The organism is Dawidia cretensis, from assembly GCF_018598175.1.
Taxonomy (GTDB): Bacteria; Bacteroidota; Bacteroidia; order Cytophagales; family Cyclobacteriaceae; genus Ohtaekwangia; species Ohtaekwangia cretensis.
Genome location: NZ_JAHESE010000011.1, coordinates 107,404 through 126,466 on the forward strand (window position 1 = coordinate 107,404; position 19,063 = coordinate 126,466).

Consider the following 19,063-nt stretch of genomic DNA (forward strand, 5'->3'; position numbering starts at 1 on the left):
TATAGGCGTAGACGTCTAGCTCTCGGGATTTTTCTCCATGCGGGCGATGATCTTGTTGACCTCGCTTTCGGTGCCTTTGAGCCGCTTCTGGCACAGGGCAATAAGGTCGGATGCACGCTTTACTTTTTCAGCCAGTACATCTACCGATACTGTTTCATGTTCGATCTCCTGCGCGATTTGTTCCAGCTCGCGGTAGGCTTCTTCATAGGTTATCGTTAGCTCCATCGTGGGGTGTTTTGTCGGTTACGGTTGTTTTCAGAATTTCATCTTTTAAAAGTATTTCCAGGCGATCACCGGGTTGTATAGCGCTGGCGTTGCCAGTCAGGCGGCCCTGATGCCGGACCAGCGCAAAGCCGCGTTGCAACGTGCTGGCCGGTGACATTAATTTCATAAACGTCGTGAGGTGTTGCAGATACCGTTGCTGGTTACGTATGTAGGTCGTGGTGGCGACGCGGACTGTACTGGCCAGGTGTTCCAGCGACTGACTTTGCCGCGCTACTGCACCCTGTGAACGAGCCGAAATTTGCACACCCAATCCCGCTACCGCTACACGCTGGGCATACAATATCCGTTGGGCATGGTGAACTGTTTGGCTGCGGAGTGCCTGCACCGCTTCTTTGTGTGTGTTGATGGCTTGCTGACTGCTATACGAGATTTCTCGTTGCAAGCTGGTTAATGCCTGCTGCTGTCCCGCGAGTAGCTGTTGCGCCCGGATAACGATGGTCTGCCTTAGCGACAAGAGCGACTCTTCAAATGCCCGGTTGTGTGCGACGATGAACTCGGCCGCCTTGGTGGGGGTGCGAGTAGGGGAGTGCGCCATCAAATCGGCAATGGAGGTATTTCGATGGTGACCAATACCGGTAATGATGGGTATGGGAAACTTGGCGACGGCCTGGCCGACCAGGTAGTGATCAAACATCAACAAGTCGGTCTGTGAGCCGCCGCCGCGTGTAATGATGACAGCATCGTAGGCAATACCGGATAAAAAAATGGCCGCCAGCGTGTCGCGTATGGAAATTGCGCTGGCTTCACCTTGTACGCCGGTTAGATACTCGTCTATGCGGAAGGTATATCCGAAGGCGTTGTCTTCCAGTGAATGGCGGAAGTCTTGCAGGCCTGCGGAATTCCGGGCCGAAATCACGGCGAGGGTTTGGAGTACAGGCTTTAAACCGAGACGGTTATTACGAGTAATGTATGCGTCACCGGCTTGTTGAATAAAGCTTGGGTTCTCGGCGGCCAGGCGCCGGAGTGTGGTTAGCCGCTGCTGTTCAATTTGCCCCAGGGTAAAGCCGGGGTCGATTGCATTTACTTGTAGCTGTAGGCCATACGTAGCGTGGTATTCTACCGTAACGTTTACCAGCACGTGGATATTGTTTGTAAAGCGCTGCCCGGTGGCTTGTTCAAACTGTTCGATCTGGCGAGCGCCCGGGCCCCAGGCCTTTGCCGAAAACTTCGCGAGTAAGTGATTGGAATCGCGGTCCTTTTCTACCAGCTCAAAGTAATGATAGTTCGAAGAGGCCTTAAAGGAATGGCTTGTCACGTCGGCAACAACCCAGAACGACAGGTTCTGAAATGCAGCACGCAAGGTATCGCTGACGCGCGCTGATAGTGCTGAAAGCCGTAGCGGTGAAGGAGACTCCATAAAACAAAGGTATGACTTGCGCGGAATGGTGCGTAGCGCCGCCAAGCGCGCGACGGGACATTTTTTATTCCCAAAATAAGTTTAATATTCCTTAGATGGGAAATTGAATTTAATTCAGGATGGATTCGACGAAAAGTAAAGTGTGAAAAAATCCTCTGATATATGGAAATAGCGCCTGAAAGACCCTATAAATACAATAAAGTGTCAAAAAAAACCATTTAAAATGGGTAGAACTACGTATTGTGTCTTCGCGAAATAAGATTAGCTTTTTTCGCAGGATACCGGCACAACCGGAAAGATTATTGCGTAATATTGAGGAAACCCTCTTTACGACCTTTTCCATTCTTTCCCCTGAAATGCGCGTCTAAGAGGCTCACGATCAAATCACCATGAGCAAGTATCCTCTCTTGATTCTTTGTGCCGTTCTAGCATTTTCTTCGGCCGCATCTTCCGCGTATGCTACCAACTATTACACGTATGTCAACGGTGGTAATAGTGGTAATTGGAATGATCCCAACACCTGGACAACGGACCCTAGCGGTGTAACGCTGGTGGGAAGTGCCGTACCCGCCAGCAGCGATCTGGTCACGATCCTGAACGGCTATACGGTGACACTGACCGGTGACGTTGTAGAAACCGGACTACGCATCAATATTCAAAACGGGGGCACGCTTGATCTTGCCACGTTCACCCTGGGCGCACCGGTGGCAACGCTTTCCGGCGCAGGTACATTAAAAATCAAATCGGGATATTTCCCCACGGTGACAACCAACAACTTTCAAAACAGCTATGCGGCAGGTGCTACGGTAGAGTACTACGATTTTACCGGCGTGCTACCGGTATCGATCAACTATCCCAACCTGGTCTTCACAAACACAACCGGTGCCGGCAACACCATGACGGTGTCCAACGCGGCTGCCTATGTGCTGCGCATCTACGGAAACCTGACGACACGGGCGACCGGTGCGGGCACGCTAACGGTTACGCTGGGCAATCAGATAACGAACCTTATTCGGGTGTTCCTGAGCGGAAACGCTACGTTTGGTGCCAACACCGTCCTTACTACCGGTCTCTTTAACATCGTTCACCAGCTGAACTTCTCCGGCAGCATGACCAACAACGGTACGGTTAACCTCAGCAACGGTACGCAGTATACGGCCTCCACAAACGGTGCTGCTACGATGACGTTTACCGGTGCGACCGACAATACGCTGGCCTGTAACGGCGTAACGAATTTTTATACACTGACTGTTAACAAAGGTCTTAACTCGACCAACACCCTGTCGGTTACGTCGACTAATACGGCCAACCTGAATTTTTATTCCAACGGGCAACTGATCACCCTTACCACGGGCACGTTGCGCCTGGGTGCAAACATCAATATTCCACGGGTGTGGGGCTCGGGCTCTGCCAACTATGATGTGGGGGCGACATCCGTTAGCCCCATGTTATGGGTGGACGGCGCGACGGTAAATACGAACGGTGCCGCGTTGGTTGTTTACGGCAAGTTCCGGATTACGGCGGGTAGCTTCACTTCGCTCGGTGGGCAAGGCGCGGTAATTCGCGAAGAAGGGCAGTATATTATTGAAGGGGGTACGTTCACGACGGAGAAATTCAGACCTTCGACTACCGCTACAACCCACCGCGGTACATTTATTATGTCGGGCGGTATCTTCAATGCCAGTGGTACGGTCGGTTCCGATGGACGTTATGCACGCTTTTCGTTACCTTTTCCCGAGCAGGTATTTATCATGTCGGGTGGTGTGATCAACGTCAGCAATCCCGAATCGGGCGGAACAGCCGGTGATGCTACCAATGGTGGTATTCACATTGGGTGTAATGCTGCCAACTATAATGTCACTGGGGGTACCTTCAATGCTATTCTGTCGGGTTCTGCGGCATTTTTTGATATCGCGTCCGTGGCACCCTTTTGGAACCTGCACATCTCCCGCACGGGCGGCACGCCTACAACCGTGCGGCTAAACGGCATTGGGAGCGTCGGGAATACTGTCACCACGGCGCAACCATTGGCGGTGCTCAATGACTTTACTGTCAACGGCACGAACGCTTCTGTATTTCTGGCCAATAACCTGAACGTTACGCTGGGCGGTGGCTTTACCATCGGCAGTAACGCGACCTATACCCCCGGTACAAACACAACGATCTTTAACGGCTCGGGGGCGCAGGCCTTCTCGAACAGTGGTACCATTACGTCGGGGCTGTACAACATGACGGTCGCCAAGCCGGCTGGTACGTTGACCCTGAGTGGCAGTGTCACCAGCTTTGCCGTGAGTCAGACACTGTCGCTGACGGGGGGTGTATTAAACGATGGTGGTAAAACGATTCTGGCCTATGGTTCGGTGAACAACTCGGCGACCCATACGGGTACGGGTAGTATCACGTTGAGCGGTTCATCGACCCAGACGATCACCGGTAACGGTAGCGGTGTGTTTGGGAACGTCGTACTCAACAACGCTTCTTCACCGGGTGCATCGGCGACAGCCGATTTAACCATTGCCGGTATCCTAACACTCGCGGGTACGGGCAATAGTATCTTTGATATAGCGCACTATCTGTTGTCACTGACGTCGACCTCGGCTACAGCGATTACAACAACGGGTAATGGTTTTAGCAATGTCAAGATGATTCGCACGTTGGGGCTGCAGTCTGACCGTGGTGTAAAAAAGACCTACTCTAACGTATCAGCCTTTACCTTTGCTTTCGGGTCCGGGCCGGACTATACACCGGCCACGATTCAGCTGACGTCGGTACCGACGACTTATGGTACCATTACGGCCCGGCCGGTAACGTCGCGACATCAGTTTGTCGTGGCGTCAAACGCCAACAACCTGACCTATTACTGGAAGGTTGTTGGTGAAGGATTTACCGGTGCGGTGTCGGCGTCGCATACCTACCGCTATGTCGGTTCAGACGTTGCACCTGTCGGTGACGACGTGAACTATGTTCCTGCGCGCTACAACAATACGGCCTGGACGGTGATTAACAACCTCACGCAGGTTGACGAGACGAACAAGATTATCTATTTCACGAATGTCGGGTATATCACGGGCGACTACACGGCCGGTGTACCGGCTTCTTTTGGAACTGTAAAGATCTTTTATAGTAAGCGCAACGGTAACTATAACAATACCGGTGCCGGCACGACACCCTGGTCGAACGTAAGCCACACAGGCCCTGACGCTACGACGGCGCCCGGTGCCGGTGACCAGGTGTTTATCGGCGACGGTGCTACGAACAACCACGTCGTTACCATCACGAATAATAACCAGGCTGCCGGGGGATTGGAGATCAACGCGGGTAGTACGTTGGACGTCGGTACATCTACCGGCCACAATTTTGGCCGGTTGGAGAATGCCGAGATATCGGGCAGCGGTTTGCTTCGGATTTCTTCGGCCACCGCGACAGCGGAATTTCCCGCAGGGGATTTCGGTAACTTCATACGTTCGGCAGGCGGTACCGTGGAGTATTATACCACTGGCGCGACGAGCTTTACCATTCCGAAGGCGTCGTTGGCGCCCACCAACCTGCCACTGATATCGTATCGAAATCTGATTCTGACGCCCGGTACGGGAAGGGTTATTACTATGCCTGATCAGGACATGCGCATGTATAACAACATGACTGTTCAAGGTGTGAGCGCTACTGGCGTGGTGCGGCTGAATTCCGCTGCCGCCCGCCAGCTTACGGTAAACGGTAATATTTTTGTGACCACGGGCAATCTGCAGTTTATAAACGGCACGGCGCAGACGGTTTCTACGGATAACAACGTCATCATCGGCACCGGTGCAATTTTCGATGTGGCTGCTTCGGGCACGGCCGTGACCAACACGCTGGCCATTACGCGTAACCTGCAGAACAACGGTGTGTTCGATATGGCCAAGGGCAGCTATCACTGTAATACGACCTTTACCGGCCCCGCCAACGCTACAATTACGGGTACGGGCACTACGACCGATTTCAACGTCCTGACAGTCTCTAAGGGCTCGTCGCAGGCCACGTTGCTGGAGGTAAACGTTTCGGCTTTTTCATTATCCGGTACGCCGGTACCGTTGGCATTGGAATACGGCACGTTCCGGCTTACCAGCGCTCAGACGGTGACCATTGCGAATGGCGCTGACTTTTCTATACCCGCGGCCACGCGCCTTTCGGCGAACGGAGGCACGATGCAGCTTACGGGTAACGATGGACACGACATGCTTGTGGCGGGTACGTTGGAGGTGCTGGCGGGTGCGGTGAATGTTGGTACAACCAACAACGACAACTCCATTGAATATGCTGCGACCGGACAGCCAACTATTACCGTGGCGGGCGGTGCCCTCAATGTAAAATCACAAATACGGCGCTCATTTGCCAGCTCGCAAGGTACCTTGCAATACGGCCAGAGTGGTGGGGCGGTGGCCATCGGCGTCAATAGTGCGGCTACGACAACGCGTGGTATCTTCGAGATCCTGAATCAGGGCAGTAACTTCACCATGACGGGTGGTTCGATGGCCATCGAGCGTGCCCTGACCAGCACGACAATTGCCGAGCTCTACTTACAACCTTCGTCCTATACTGTTTCGGGCGGTACCATCGAGATCGGCAAAGATGCCTCCACCCAAACGATTGACATCAATTCGATCATTCCGGTATACAACGTAACGGTCACGGGTACCGACAACATTGCCCGGTTGGACTTTAACGGTCTGACCCTGCGGGGCTCTTTGTCGATTGAAGCAACCAACGTCTTTAATGCAAACTCCCTTGACGTGAGTATCGCTGGTGACTTCACCAACGCGAATACGACCAGCGTGAATGGCGTGACCGCGGGCGGTTACCAGTCGGGTGTCGCGACACAGACGACCACGCTGAATGGCTCGACCGCCAATCAGCTGATGGCGGGTGTCAGCGGTAACCTGACCAACTTCGGCAACCTCATTATACGCAATACTTTTACCGGTGGCGTTGTTGACATGCAGCCCAATACCAACCTGCGCGTGTACGGCACGTTGTCCTTGATACAAGGCACGCTGGCCGGCAACGCCAACACGATCGCGACCGTTTCGCATATTTATAACGGATCGGTGCATACCAGCACAGGGGCCGGCCGTGTTCTGCTTACTGGTCCCACGCAGCAGGTGATCTCCGGCAATGGTAGTGGTAAGTTTGGCAATTTAGCCTTGAGCAACACCGCGGGAGCCGTCTTTGCCGCTGACCAGGAGGTGACCGGTACTATGACGTTGACGAGCGGTATCCTGAACATTGCATCCTACAGACTGTATATCTCCAACACGAGCCTGACGGCCATCGCGGGAGCAACGTCCGCCAAATATATTGCTACATCGGGCCGCCTGTCGGATGCCGGTTTGACCAAGGCCTTTGATGGATCGCTCGACGCCGCCGCCTTTACGTTCCCGGTCGGCTCGGGTACTGCCAAGTATACGCCGGTTACCTATACCCTTACGACCGGTACTACGGGGGGGAACATGACGGTGAAGCCCGTGAACAGCAAACACCCCAGTGCCACCGGGTCAGGCTTGTCGTATCTGTCCTACTACTGGAACATGAGCCATACGATCACCGACCTGACAGCGCTGACGCACCGCTATACCTACCGGGCGGAAGATGAGAACGGCACGCTGGCGGACTATCGCGATGCGCGTTTTATAGAAGGGGCATGGACTATCGGGGTAACCGCGGGTAATCCTAATATCACGACGCGTGTCATCACTTTCACGAATATCGATGCAGCCGGCGACTATACCGCAGGAGAGCCGACGGCCTTTGTCAACCCAACCACCTATACCAGCGTTATGACGGGCAACTGGGAAACGGACGCCGTGTGGGATATTGACCCACCGGGCACGAACCTGGGGCCGCCGCCAGGCTCTTTTGTGATCATCAACAATCTGCACACCGTGACCGTGAATGGTAGTGGTCTGCGACCGGCGACATTGGAAGTACGCGGACGTCTCCACCTGGGCAATACTACAGGCCACGATCTCGGTACTGTCAGTACCAGCGGCAGTGGTGCCCGTACTATTCAGCTGCAGTCGTCGACGTTCCCGACAGGCAATTTTTCGACTTTTGTAGCAGCCGGTGGCGGTACTGTGGACTACAACGGGGCGATGAACCTGCCGGCTACACAGACCACTTATAACAACCTGGCCTTTACGGGCACTGGCACGAAGGTGCTGCCCAGCGTAGACCTGACGTTAAACGGCAACATGACGATATCGGCCGGCACGGTGAGCAACGCGGCCAACCGTGCCATTACGCTGGTCAGCACGACCGGCGACCTCACCAACAACGGTATATTCAACGCAGGCGACGGGGCCATCGAGGTAGGCCGCCACCTGCTTAACAGCGGCGCCGCTGCCGTCTTTACCGCGGGTAACGGTACGGCCGGACTGCGCATTGGCGGTGACTTTACCAACAACACGAACGCTACTTTCACGGCAGGTACCGATAGTATTGGTGTACGCGGCAACTTTGTTAACGCGGCAACCTTTACAGGGGCGAGTGGGGCGCTACGGGTTAGCGGTGGGCTGACCAACAGCGGTACGCTGACGAGCGGTGCCGGCGTTGTCATCATCAGTGGTACGTTGAGCAATACAGGCTCCTTTACCAACGGTACGGGTGCGGTTACGGTGCGAGGTGCTTTTAGCAATAGCAACGGCGGTACGCAATACAGGCTTAACAACAGTACGCTGACCATTTCGGGTAACTTTGGTAACACGAGTGGTGCTACGTTTGATGCAGGCTCGGGTACTGTGTCAATAGCAGGGAACTGGAACAGTACGGGCACGTTTACCTATAATACGAGCAACGTGATCTTCGCCGGCGCCGGCGCACAAGCTATCAGCGGTTCTGCGAACTTCTATAATGCCACGCGTACCAACGGCGGTACGCTGACCATGAGCAATACCTTCGCGATCAACAACCTGCTGACATTAGCCGGCGGCATGATCTCCACCGGTGCGAACCAGATCAACCTGACCAATACAGCAACACAGCCCGTAGTAGGATATGACGTTTCGTCGTATATCGACGGGCGGTTGGCCATTACCTTCCCGACCACCGCGGGTGCGAGCCGTACGTTCCCCGTTGGACAGGGCACGGTATACCGGCCGGTAACCATCCAGCAAACCGCGGTTGGCACGTCCGGTACGATGCGTGTGGAGATGATCAATACGCCACCTGGGGGGGCATTCCCGGCGAGCATCGAACGGTTGTCGGAAGCACGTTATTTCTCGATCAACCGCTCAGGCGGTACAATCGGCTCGCCAACGGTGGAGATAGGCTTTAATACTAACGGTGCCGCCGATGAGTCAATCGCCACGCCCGGTAACGTACGGATCGTCCGTGCCACGAGCGTCGGCGGCCCCTGGACGGACGAGGGTGGTTCGGGTGTATATTCACCGGCTTATCCACGGGGGTACGCTACTTCCGGCGTGACTACCCTCGCGGCGACCACTTATTTTGCGCTGGGGTATCAGAATGCTGTATTGCCCATTCAGCTCATCTCGTTTAAGGCGGTGTTGAACGCGGCGCAGGTAGACCTGACGTGGACGACGGCTACCGAGCATAACAATGCTCTCTTTACCATCGAGCGTGCCGGCACGGACCTGAAGTTTGATTCCATCGGCTTTGTGCCGGGTGCCGGCGATAGTCAGGAAGCGCTCCACTACGCCACGGTTGACTATACGCCGCTACGGGGGATTTCCTATTACAGACTCAAGCAGACCGATTTTGACGGTACGGCGGCCTATTCTGCGCTATCGAAAGTAGAGAACAATGCCAGTGGTATGCATATCTTCCGGGTATATCCTAACCCGGCTGTATCCGCGACGTCTGTGTGGGTACGCTATACGAATGGAGATGACGTGGAAAGCAATGCTTACCTGACGATTGCTGACGTGGCCGGGCGCAGGGTATATGCGGGATTGGTGGACTTCAAGGACGATGTGGATCTGCACACGTTGGGCCGTATACTGGGCCCGGGTGTTTACCTGGTGACGATCGTGACGGAAGGCTTTCAGGGGACAAAGAAGCTCGTCGTGCGATAATATTACAGACCGTTCATGCGATATAAGAAGGGGGTATCATGTATGGTACCCCCTTTCATTTTGCGTTATTCAGTAAATAAATTATACCGGATGATTGAATAATCTATGCCCACTTATAGTGTACACAAAGGGGCCAGATATGTGATATTTGACATATGATCACAACGACGACATCCCTTTACTTTTTAGCGCCGGGCTTAGGTTCGGTAAAGTCGATGCCGATATCGAGCAGCTCGCGGGGGTGTATTTTGAGTGCTTCGGCGATTTTAAAGAGTGTTATGAGCTGGGGGTCGCGGGAGCGTTCGTATTTGGAGAAATTACTGTTATCGAGATCAGAGTTTTGGGCGATGTTGAGTAACGAGAGCTCTTTGGCTTCCCGTAATTTTTTCAGATTTTCTCTGAAGAGACCTCGTATACGCTCTTCTTCCTTTTCGTTCATGATGTATTATATAGACTACGGTTAAAACGATCATTAAAAGTCCTGGTTTTTTTAAAATTTATCGAGGTCTAAGTGGACCTCGATAAATGTAAATCACTATATTTGGTTCGTGAAAAATAGGATATAAATAAGGGTATACAGCAGCACAATTAAATTAGATTTGCGAATACTACGATAGCAGTATCTACGAAGCATTCGCACTTATGCGTCTCGTCTGGGAAACTAGTAACTTCAATTTGCGCGAGACAATAGGTGAAAATGCTCACGTCAATAAAATATTGGCGTGGGCTCACTTATTGCGCAGGTCTTACTAGTACCTTCCAGGCAATAAGATGAGTTCCACGCCATGTTGTTGGCATTGATCCCTTCTTTCTGACGCACGTTTGTGCACACTCTATAATATGTGATACAGGCGGCGCGCCCTGATATCTATAGGAAATACTATACTATGTTATTTGTGCTGGTATTGACCAGTGTTCGGCAAGTGCTTGCGGGAGCACTATCCTGTGCCCGGTGTGGAAAGTTACGTTTTCTGCGCCATGCCGGTGCACGGGATTCCCGCGAGGGGAGTTAAGGGTGAGGCGTGGAGAAACAAAGGCAATAACAGGAGAGGGGGGCTTGGCCAGTTGAAGTGGAAGTCCTCGTCATGGCCGGCGCGCGGGCCGTGTGCCGGTCCGTGACAAAGTATACTATAGTATAGATATTGCCGGTTATGGGTCTTTTTAGGCCGTCACGGCGAAGTATAGATCGATTGCAGAGAAATAATGGTTTTAATAGTTGGAAGTAGTGGTAAAATTGCGGTGCTTAGGGAATCGATACCTGATTTTTCAGGTATATTGTTAGCGTAAGTTTCGATCGTGTAGTGGGAAAATATCAGCGGCCATAGCGTGTTAGCGGGTGGAATCAGGCCATTTACTGAGGTAAGTTTTTGGATATATCGAAACTTTTTGCAATCTTCATAAAGATCCCCAAAACCCTTTACGGAAAGCCCTAAGCAGCACATGACTTGGCTGTTAAGGCCGTGTTTTGGCTTAAGAAAGCGTATTTGTAACAATTCTTTAAGAAAAATTTTTAAATAATAGTTACGTATTCTGCATTAAAATTTAGTAAAAAGGGATTATTTTTAAGTGTGCTTTAGGCAAACCTGGAAGTAAGTTTTTTTATGAATTTGCAGAAAACAGAGTATCTTGAAGTATAACGTTAATAACATTTGTAAAGCGATCTGAACCTATGCATAGCAATGTCAATGAAGCGATGCTTCGCCGCATGGCGAAGGGAGATGAGGAAGCCTTCCGGCAGATCTATGACCTCTATTGGGATGTGATCTATCATTTCATCCGAAAGAAGGTCGGCTCGAAACAGTTTGCCGAAGATGTGGCCCAGGAGATTTTTACTTCCTTGTGGGCACGCCGCACAGAATTTACGGATGTACAAAATCTGAAGCACTACCTGGCCATGTGGTCCCGCAATCACGCGCTACGATTACTTAAGCGCATTGCGTCGGAAACACAAGCCCAGCGCGAATATACTTTTACGCTCGACCGAGGCGCCCCCGACATCAACTCGGACGAGATTCTCTATGAAGAAAAGAGATATAAAGACACGTTGCATGGAGCCGTAAATGCACTTACACCACGCCAGCAGGAAGTATTCCGGCTGGCGAAGGTGGAAGGTCTTTCACACAAGGAGATTGCCGAGCGCCTCAACATCACACCCTTTTCGGTGAAGAAACACGTCTATGATGCTATGTTGTTAATACGGGAGCGTTTCCGGGGCCATATAGCCTATCTGGCGTTGCTCTTGATCTACTGGCAGTAGACGATGACGATATAGCGTGGGCGTTGTTCCAGCAGGCAGCGGCATGCGCAGGTGGTAAAAAAAGACCACCCAGTTGCAGCCAGGTGGTCGAGTTGCTTCTAATAATCTATCCAACCACTAAAAGCATTTGTAAGTTACGTATTTTACGTTTATGCCCCAGGTTTCCACGAAATTGAATTTTGGGGAAATTTGAGTTACACAACATCTATTAGTGGATTTTTTTGCCAGTTCCTTTGGTGTCATTCGTTGTCCTTTTCTCCTTCCCAGCTTTATGTGATATACGGGTTAACGTGTATTTAAAGTTTTTGGTCGCCTCGCTGCTTTTTCCTGTCATGGTCAGCGTATTGCCATTTACATCAATACTCCACTCCGCCGGCGGCGTGTCGTTGCTGAGTCTGCTTTCAAGGTATAGCGTCTTTTGCTGTTCGTTCAGGCGATAAAGACCTGAGTCAAGTTGTTGTGTTTTATTGCGGATAATGTACTTGGCTTCGCGCGTAAATTCGATTGACTCGATGGCTGTAGAGTCGACTGTTTGTGAGATTTTCTTTTTTCCATCGTTGACCTCGGTTACTTTCCAGACACCGGGCACCTTTTCAATAAGCTTTTTAATCGGAGGCTTATTAGCTTCTTGTGCAAATAGGGTGGCGGTAGATAAAGAAAGTCCCAACAACAGGGAAAAACGAATGGTTCTGTGCGTTTTCATAGATCGTTGATTTAAAGAAATATGCGTCTGCCCCGGTGTATCCGAAGGCCGTATTATGAGGTTTATAATAAAGCCGGTTCAAAAAACTATGCCGTTTGTTTCCGTAGACAAATGGCGCACGTCGTTGTACAGCGCGCGACGGGCACGTGGGTGATTCCCCGGAATGGGGAAGCATAGCGCCCTTAGAACGCTTCGGCAAAGGCGATGTAAAAACCGCGGATGCCGTGGGGTGCAAAGCCCATGTCGAATCGCATGTTGGTGTTGTTGCGTGTATCGACCCGTACGCGCAGGCCTCCGCCGTACGAAAGATGAAAGCCCGAGAGCGCCAGGTCATCATACCCCGTACCTACGCGGCCCGTGCCGACCCAGCCGGCTACACCAAAGATCTTCCATACCGGCATGCGATACTCTACCTGCGCATCGACAAGCGTGCGGTCGCGCAGTGCGCCTTTGTAGTATCCGCGCATGCGCTCTTCACCGCCCAACAACGAGAGGTTGTAAAACGGTGGGTTGCCGCCGACGTAAGAGGTCGTTGCCTGTACAGCAATAACGTGTTTGCGCCAGGGGTTAAAATAGTGGCGTGCATCAAGCTCAAACCGGTGAAAGGCATAGGTGCTTCCGAGGAATTTTGGGTAGAATACCAATGTCGTGAGCACATATGCTCCACGGCGTGCGTTGTAACGGTTATCGCGGCTGTCGAGCGCGCCGGCGATGCCCAGGCCGACATCCGTACCGCCCCGGGTACCGGTCACGATTCCTTCGCGGAGGTAGCCAGCGCTGTCGGCGCGAATGGTATATCGCGCTATGTCTATACTTAATCCGGCATAGAGATTGTTATGGAAACGGCGCAGCGGCGTGCTGGTGAAACGAACACGGTCAATCGAAACCTGTTCTTTTTTATTATTCAGAACATCGTTGCCAATGCCTTGCAGGTATTCGGGTTGGCGTCGGTAGTTAAACGAGCTCAGGATCATATATCGGTTCTCCCGCAGCAAAAGCTCATTGCTGATAAAGACATTGATGCGGCGCTTGCTGGAAATCGTTACCAGCTCAGACAGGCGCGAGGGTTTTGACCGGTCGTGGGCGGAGGGGTGAAAGAGGTTGAATTTGGCCAGTCCAACGATATTGCCCGCCTCGGACGTGTAGGAATAGAACGGCACCGGAAGAATGCGGAAGAGCTTTTCTGCTTTCTCGTTTATATAGTCGAGTTTTTCGACCATCTCTTCGATCAGCGGTTGGTTGTTCTTATTTGTTTTTTGCGGTGCGGGCTTATCCTTTTTTAAAGACTTGTCCTGCGCAACAGCTCTCCAGGGCACGGTCGCCATCAAAAAAATGAGAAGAAGGGTGCCTTTGGCGGCCATGATCGATAGAAATGAGCGTTTACCGTATGGCTTTATTACAGGAAACAATTATGCCAGCCGACTATATTGCGGGAAATTTTAAACGGCGTCACCGCCTCACTGAACGTATCGACATGATCATGCACCTGGGCGAGCAATATTTCGATCTGGCCAACAGCAATCGTCAGGCGGGTTATAGTCTGTATAACGCCCGAGTGGGCGTAGCTGCATCGACCTTTGAGATCATGTTCTGGGGCCGCAACCTCGGCGACAAGCTATACATTGCCTATGCTTACGACACCGGCGCCACGCGTCTGGGCGACCCGCGCAACTGGGGCGTAACCGTACGCAAGAGCTTCTAATAACTTCTGTGGTTTACTTCGTCACCGCCTCCCTGGCGGTGATAGGGTCCCACAGGATGATCTTTTTGTCAAAAACACTTTTGTTACTGGCCAGGGCCGGCCCTGCGGCGCGCATGCCGAACAGGGCATCTTCTTTTACAGGCTTACCCTCACGCACCCCGGCATAGAAGGCCAGGTGATGATCGATGTTGGCGCTATATTTCTCCGGCGCCCGGAACTCGAGGTCGGATTCTTGCATGACCGGCGTCGACGCCGGATGGTTGGCTTTATACCATTGTTCGAATTCTTTCTGCTGCCCCGCGGTAAATGTCTCGAATGAATCCCAGCCGCCATAGGTAGGTACTTTGGAGATTTTATGCCGTACGACTTTGACACTGTCCCAGCCCAGGTGCATCACGCCGTCTGTGCCGATAAAGCGTAGACCTTCGCCGTCCTCGCTGCCATCGACAAAGTTGACGCGCATCTGTAGGTTGAAGGCGGGGTGTTGGGCGGGCTCCGGGTAAGCGTATACCCCCAGGATGAGGTCGGGCGCATCGCGGCCATCTTTCCAGTAGCGTAGCCCGCCGGAGGCGTAGATGCGGTTGGGTCCGGCGGAGCTGGTCACGGTATGCAGGGCGGAGAACAGGTGTACAAATAAGTCGCCGGCTACGCCGGTGCCGTAGTCGCGGTAGTTGCGCCAGCGGAAGAAACGCACCGGATCGAATGGCACACGGGGTGCATCGCCCAGAAAGCTATCCCAGTCGACTGTAGTCGCGCTGGCATCGGTGGGAATGGAGTATTGCCAGGCGCCGTTGGCAGAATGGCGGTCCATCCAGGCTTCTACCATCACCAGGTCGCCGATGGCTTTTGCTTCAAAGAGCTCCTGTGCCTTGCGGGTGACGATCGAGCTGACGCGCTGGCTGCCTATCTGTACTACCTTGCCGGTCTTTTTCTGGGTGGAGATCACTTCAGCGCCTTCCTCCAGCCTGTGCACCATGGGCTTTTCGCAGTACACGTGTTTGCCTTTGTTCAGGGCCTCGATGGTGATGCGATCGTGCCAGTGGTCGGAGGTAGCGATGATCACCGCATCAATGTCTTTGCGGTCGAGTATCTCTTTGTAGTTGCGGGTGGCGAACAGTTCTTTGCCGTAGACCTCGCGTGCGCGGTCGAGACGGCCGGTGTAGAGGTCGCACGCGGCCACCAGCTGGACGCCCGGTAGTGCGGTGCTGGTCTCGGCATTGCTAAAGCCCATGATGCCCATGCCGATCACCGCAATGTTGATGCGGCTGTTGGCGGTGTAGGCTTGTGGTGTGGGCGGGGTCAGCAGTTGGTGAGCATGTATGGTTTCGCTCCAGATTGCCGGTGTGATGCCGGTCAGTGCAGCGGTGCCCAGCATTTTTTGTAAAAAGTCTCTTCTCGAGCGTGTGGTTGATTGGCGCATATAACATTTGGATTTGGTAGGGTAGAGGAAGTTACGATATTTGTCCATACCCGTGCACGCAACAGTGTTTTTTGGGACAATCAGGAGTACGAGCGGACTAATTTTTTTGTGAACATGAACTTCAACCTCTTCAAGAACAAAAGCCTGGCTATCGATTTAGGCAATAATAATACATTAGTAAGCGACAAGGACAATCTGCTGGTTTCGCAGCCGTCCTATATAGTTTTCGACGCCCATAACAATGCGGTGAAGGCTGTAGGTGACAAAGCTTACAGTATGTTCGAGAAGAGTCATGAAGAGCTGCGCCCCATCAAGCCGCTCAAGGGTGGCGTCATTGCCGACTACGATTCGGCCAGCCGGATGATCCACGAACTGATCAAACAAGCCAACCGCGGCACCTCGTTCCTGAGTGGTTACGAAAATATCATCTCAGGTATACCGTACTCAACCACCGAAGTAGAACGCCGCGCCCTGCGCGACGCTCTGGGCCAGTTTAATGCCCGTCATACTTATTTGTTATATGAACCGTTGGCAGCTGCCCTCGGCCTGGGCCTCGACATTCGCGAGCCCGAAGGCAAGATGGTGATTGACATTGGCGGTGGCATTACCGAGATCGTGATCATATCGTTGTCGGGTATTGCTGCGTTCCAGTCCGTGAAGATCGCCGGCGATACGTTTGATGAAGCCATTCAGGATCACTTCCGCCGGAGCTACAACATGGCCATTGGTTTGAAGACCGCCGAGCAAGTAAAGATCAAAGTGGGCGCAGTACAAAACGACCTGAAGGAAGCGCCGGCCCCGATGATGGTGCGGGGTAAAGACCTGATGGAAGGTATTCCGGTGGTGCGCCGTGTCGACCACGCCGAGGTGGTGTACATTCTGGAGAAATCGGTCGCGGCCATCGAGCACGCCATCATTCAGACCCTGGAGACCTGCCCGCCTGAGCTGGCCGCCGACATTTATGTAAACGGCATCAACATCACCGGCGGCAACGCCTACTTGCGCGGGCTTAAGGAGCGCTTCGAGTCCCGCATCAAGCTGCCTGTGCACATTGATCCGCAAGCGTTGCTTTCTGTGAGCAAAGGTATTGCGAAGGCGTTACAGGATCCCAAGAAGTATCAAAGCGTATTAGTGGCTTAAAAGCACCCTTGTGGGCTAAATACGCCGCTGTCGCAGCGTGGCCGGCAATGATTACACTATACTCGATATAAGGTTACTATAAGGTATCCATAGCTATGGTATAAGTATGCTATAGGTGTGGTGGTAGCTTTGGTGTAGGGATGGTCGGTTTCAGCATTGTTGGACTCGCCAGTCTGAAGACTGGCATTGGGGTAGGTCCAAGTCGCCCTCCCTTCGGTCGGAAGACTTGAACCAGATCCACGACTTATGACGGAGTATGCATGCCTTTTATAGCGCTTTAGTAGGGCTTTGGTGGGGAGTAAGTACGGCTTTGATACGGGTATGACCCCCTGCACCCTTGATTTTTCCTGTTTCATTACATTAGTCTGCTGTGTATTTTTGGCTTGTCATACTACCCCAAGAACACACATGCCCGACATAACTATACCCCAGCGGCCTTCCCGTCGCTTTTTGCCTGAAAACTTCACGATTAGTACCTGGGATGCACTAAAGCCCTATTTTGATACGCTGCAGGTCAAGCCGCTGGACTCCGCGGACGACCTTCGCCAGTGGTTTAAGGACCGCAGCGAATTGGAGGCCGTGGTGTCGGAAGACCTGGCCTGGCGGTACATTCGCATGACGTGTTATACGGAAAATGAAACCTATCGCCATGCGTATCAAGAGTTTATCGAGCAAATCCAGCCCCGCATGGCCCCGGTATCCGACCAGCTGAACAAAAAGGCGGCGGCATCGCCGTTCCTGGATGTGCTGGCTAACGAGGAGGGGTATGACATCCTCATCCGTACACTGAAGAAAGAGATCGAGCTGTTCCGTGACGAGAACGTGCCGTTGTATACCGAAATCGCGACGGAGACGCAAAAATATGCCCAGATTTCCGGGGCAATGACCATTCAGTGGGAGGGGGCCGAGATCACGCTGCCCCAGGCATCGGTACTGCTGATGTCGACCGATCGTAAGAAACGCGAGGAGGTTTACCGTAAGGTCGGTGAGCGCCGGCTGCAAGACAAAGAGGTGCTGGACGACCTGTTTACCCGCCTGGTGAAACTACGCCACGAGGTTTCGCTCAATGCGGGCTTTTCCAACTATCGCGACTATATGTTTAAGTCCCTGGGCCGTTTTGACTATACGCCCAAGGATTGTTTTGATTTCCACGAAGCCATTCAGGGCGAAGTCGTGCCGTTGTTGAACGAGTTTGCGTTGGAACGCAAACGTGCGCTGGGCGTGGATGCGCTGCGGCCGTGGGACAAGGCTGTGGACGCGGAAGGACGCGATGCGCTGAAGCCCTTCGAGAATGGTACGGAGCTGACCGAAAAGACTATTGAAACGTTCCGTCGGTTGGATCCATTCCTGGGACAGTGCCTGGAGATCATGCGGTCGATGGGTCACCTCGACCTCGAGTCGCGTAAGGGCAAGGCGCCGGGTGGCTATAATTATCCACTGGCGGAGATCGGTGTGCCGTTCATTTTTATGAATGCAACGTCGACGCTACGCGACATGGTGACGATCATGCACGAAGGTGGCCATGCCATTCACAACTTTCTGACGCGCGACCTGGAGCTGAACGACTTTAAGTCGACGCCTTCGGAAGTGGCCGAGCTGGCGTCGATGTCGATGGAGCTGATCTCGATGGATCATTGGGATATCTTCTTCCCCGATGCCGATGCACTCAAGCGCGCCAAGCGCGAGCACCTGGAAGACATCATTGAAACATTGCCCTGGGTGGCGACGATTGACCGTTTCCAACATTGGCTCTATGAGCACGCCAACCATACGCACGAAGAGCGCAAGCGCTGCTGGAATAAAATCGTAGACGAATTTTCGGATACCGCCACCGACTGGCGCGGTTTAGAGACGGCGAAAGACTATCTGTGGCAAAAGCAGCTACACTTGTACGAGGTGCCATTCTATTATATTGAGTATGGTATGGCCCAGTTGGGCGCAATTGCCGTGTGGAGAAACTTCAGAAAGAATCCGGCCAAGGGACTGGAAGGCTACCAGCGCGCGTTAAAGCTGGGGTATATGCGCCCCATCCCGGAGATCTATGCAGCGGCGGGCATTAAGTTCGACTTCAGCCGTGCATACATCCGCGAGCTGATGGACTTTGTGAAAGCCGAGCTGGCAAAGATCTGA

Annotated in this window: 11 protein-coding genes; 5 read left to right on the plus strand and 6 right to left on the minus strand. The window is 52.8% G+C overall.

Annotation, left to right across the window (positions count from 1 at the left end):
• Positions 1-15: 15 nt before the first annotated feature.
• Together xseB and xseA are read right to left on the minus strand one after the other, a co-directional pair.
• Complete coding sequence (gene xseB, locus KK062_RS13230) at positions 16-225, minus strand: exodeoxyribonuclease VII small subunit (RefSeq protein WP_254084781.1); 210 nt, start codon at positions 223-225, stop codon at positions 16-18.
• Positions 203-1,642 carry an exodeoxyribonuclease VII large subunit gene (gene xseA / locus KK062_RS13235; RefSeq protein WP_254084782.1) on the minus strand — a complete coding sequence of 480 codons (1,440 nt, stop codon included), beginning with the start codon at positions 1,640-1,642 and terminating at the stop codon, positions 203-205. The genes xseB and xseA overlap by 23 nt, the downstream gene beginning before the upstream one ends.
• A gap of 389 nt (positions 1,643-2,031) precedes the next feature.
• On the opposite strand from xseA, the gene KK062_RS13240 reads away from it, so the two are divergent.
• Positions 2,032-9,711 carry a T9SS type A sorting domain-containing protein gene (locus KK062_RS13240; protein WP_254084783.1) on the plus strand — a complete coding sequence of 2,560 codons (7,680 nt, stop codon included), beginning with the start codon at positions 2,032-2,034 and terminating at the stop codon, positions 9,709-9,711.
• A gap of 178 nt (positions 9,712-9,889) precedes the next feature.
• Here the strand turns inward: KK062_RS13240 and KK062_RS13245 are convergent, their stop codons facing one another.
• Positions 9,890-10,150 carry a helix-turn-helix domain-containing protein gene (locus KK062_RS13245; RefSeq protein ID WP_254084784.1) on the minus strand — a complete coding sequence of 87 codons (261 nt, stop codon included), beginning with the start codon at positions 10,148-10,150 and terminating at the stop codon, positions 9,890-9,892.
• A 1,230-nt stretch (positions 10,151-11,380) separates the two neighbouring features.
• Between KK062_RS13245 and KK062_RS13250 the strand changes: the two genes are divergently transcribed.
• Positions 11,381-11,968 (plus strand): RNA polymerase sigma factor, encoded by a 588-nt coding sequence (locus KK062_RS13250; protein ID WP_254084785.1) that lies wholly within the window; start codon positions 11,381-11,383, stop codon positions 11,966-11,968.
• Positions 11,969-12,176: 208 nt separating this feature from the next.
• Here the strand turns inward: KK062_RS13250 and KK062_RS13255 are convergent, their stop codons facing one another.
• Both KK062_RS13255 and KK062_RS13260 read right to left on the minus strand, forming a co-directional pair.
• Positions 12,177-12,671 carry a hypothetical protein gene (locus tag KK062_RS13255; RefSeq protein WP_254084786.1) on the minus strand — a complete coding sequence of 165 codons (495 nt, stop codon included), beginning with the start codon at positions 12,669-12,671 and terminating at the stop codon, positions 12,177-12,179.
• Positions 12,672-12,853: 182 nt separating this feature from the next.
• Entirely contained in the window at positions 12,854-14,032 is a 1,179-nt protein-coding gene (locus tag KK062_RS13260) for a BamA/TamA family outer membrane protein (protein ID WP_254084787.1), read from the minus strand.
• 26 nt (positions 14,033-14,058) lie between these two features.
• On the opposite strand from KK062_RS13260, the gene KK062_RS13265 reads away from it, so the two are divergent.
• On the plus strand, positions 14,059-14,373 hold the full coding sequence (locus KK062_RS13265) for a hypothetical protein (protein ID WP_254084788.1): 315 nt from the start codon (positions 14,059-14,061) through the stop codon (positions 14,371-14,373).
• A gap of 13 nt (positions 14,374-14,386) precedes the next feature.
• Here the strand turns inward: KK062_RS13265 and KK062_RS13270 are convergent, their stop codons facing one another.
• Entirely contained in the window at positions 14,387-15,793 is a 1,407-nt protein-coding gene (locus KK062_RS13270; protein ID WP_254084789.1) for a Gfo/Idh/MocA family protein, read from the minus strand.
• Between the two features lie 114 nt (positions 15,794-15,907).
• Between KK062_RS13270 and KK062_RS13275 the strand changes: the two genes are divergently transcribed.
• Both KK062_RS13275 and KK062_RS13280 read left to right on the plus strand, forming a co-directional pair.
• On the plus strand, positions 15,908-16,933 hold the full coding sequence (locus KK062_RS13275) for a rod shape-determining protein (RefSeq protein WP_254084790.1): 1,026 nt from the start codon (positions 15,908-15,910) through the stop codon (positions 16,931-16,933).
• A gap of 408 nt (positions 16,934-17,341) precedes the next feature.
• A complete protein-coding gene (locus tag KK062_RS13280; protein WP_254084791.1) occupies positions 17,342-19,063 on the plus strand; it encodes a M3 family oligoendopeptidase in 1,722 nt (573 codons plus the stop codon).

Coding starts and splice junctions, on each gene's coding strand:
- xseA (WP_254084782.1), bottom strand. CDS start 1,642: ATGGAGTCTCCTTCACCGCTACGGCTTTCAGCACTATCAGCGCGCGTC.
- KK062_RS13240 (WP_254084783.1), top strand. CDS start 2,032: ATGAGCAAGTATCCTCTCTTGATTCTTTGTGCCGTTCTAGCATTTTCT.
- KK062_RS13260 (WP_254084787.1), bottom strand. CDS start 14,032: ATGGCCGCCAAAGGCACCCTTCTTCTCATTTTTTTGATGGCGACCGTG.
- KK062_RS13245 (WP_254084784.1), bottom strand. CDS start 10,150: ATGAACGAAAAGGAAGAAGAGCGTATACGAGGTCTCTTCAGAGAAAAT.
- KK062_RS13280 (WP_254084791.1), top strand. CDS start 17,342: ATGCCCGACATAACTATACCCCAGCGGCCTTCCCGTCGCTTTTTGCCT.
- KK062_RS13250 (WP_254084785.1), top strand. CDS start 11,381: ATGCATAGCAATGTCAATGAAGCGATGCTTCGCCGCATGGCGAAGGGA.
- KK062_RS13265 (WP_254084788.1), top strand. CDS start 14,059: ATGGCTTTATTACAGGAAACAATTATGCCAGCCGACTATATTGCGGGA.
- KK062_RS13275 (WP_254084790.1), top strand. CDS start 15,908: ATGAACTTCAACCTCTTCAAGAACAAAAGCCTGGCTATCGATTTAGGC.
- xseB (WP_254084781.1), bottom strand. CDS start 225: ATGGAGCTAACGATAACCTATGAAGAAGCCTACCGCGAGCTGGAACAA.
- KK062_RS13270 (WP_254084789.1), bottom strand. CDS start 15,793: ATGCGCCAATCAACCACACGCTCGAGAAGAGACTTTTTACAAAAAATG.
- KK062_RS13255 (WP_254084786.1), bottom strand. CDS start 12,671: ATGAAAACGCACAGAACCATTCGTTTTTCCCTGTTGTTGGGACTTTCT.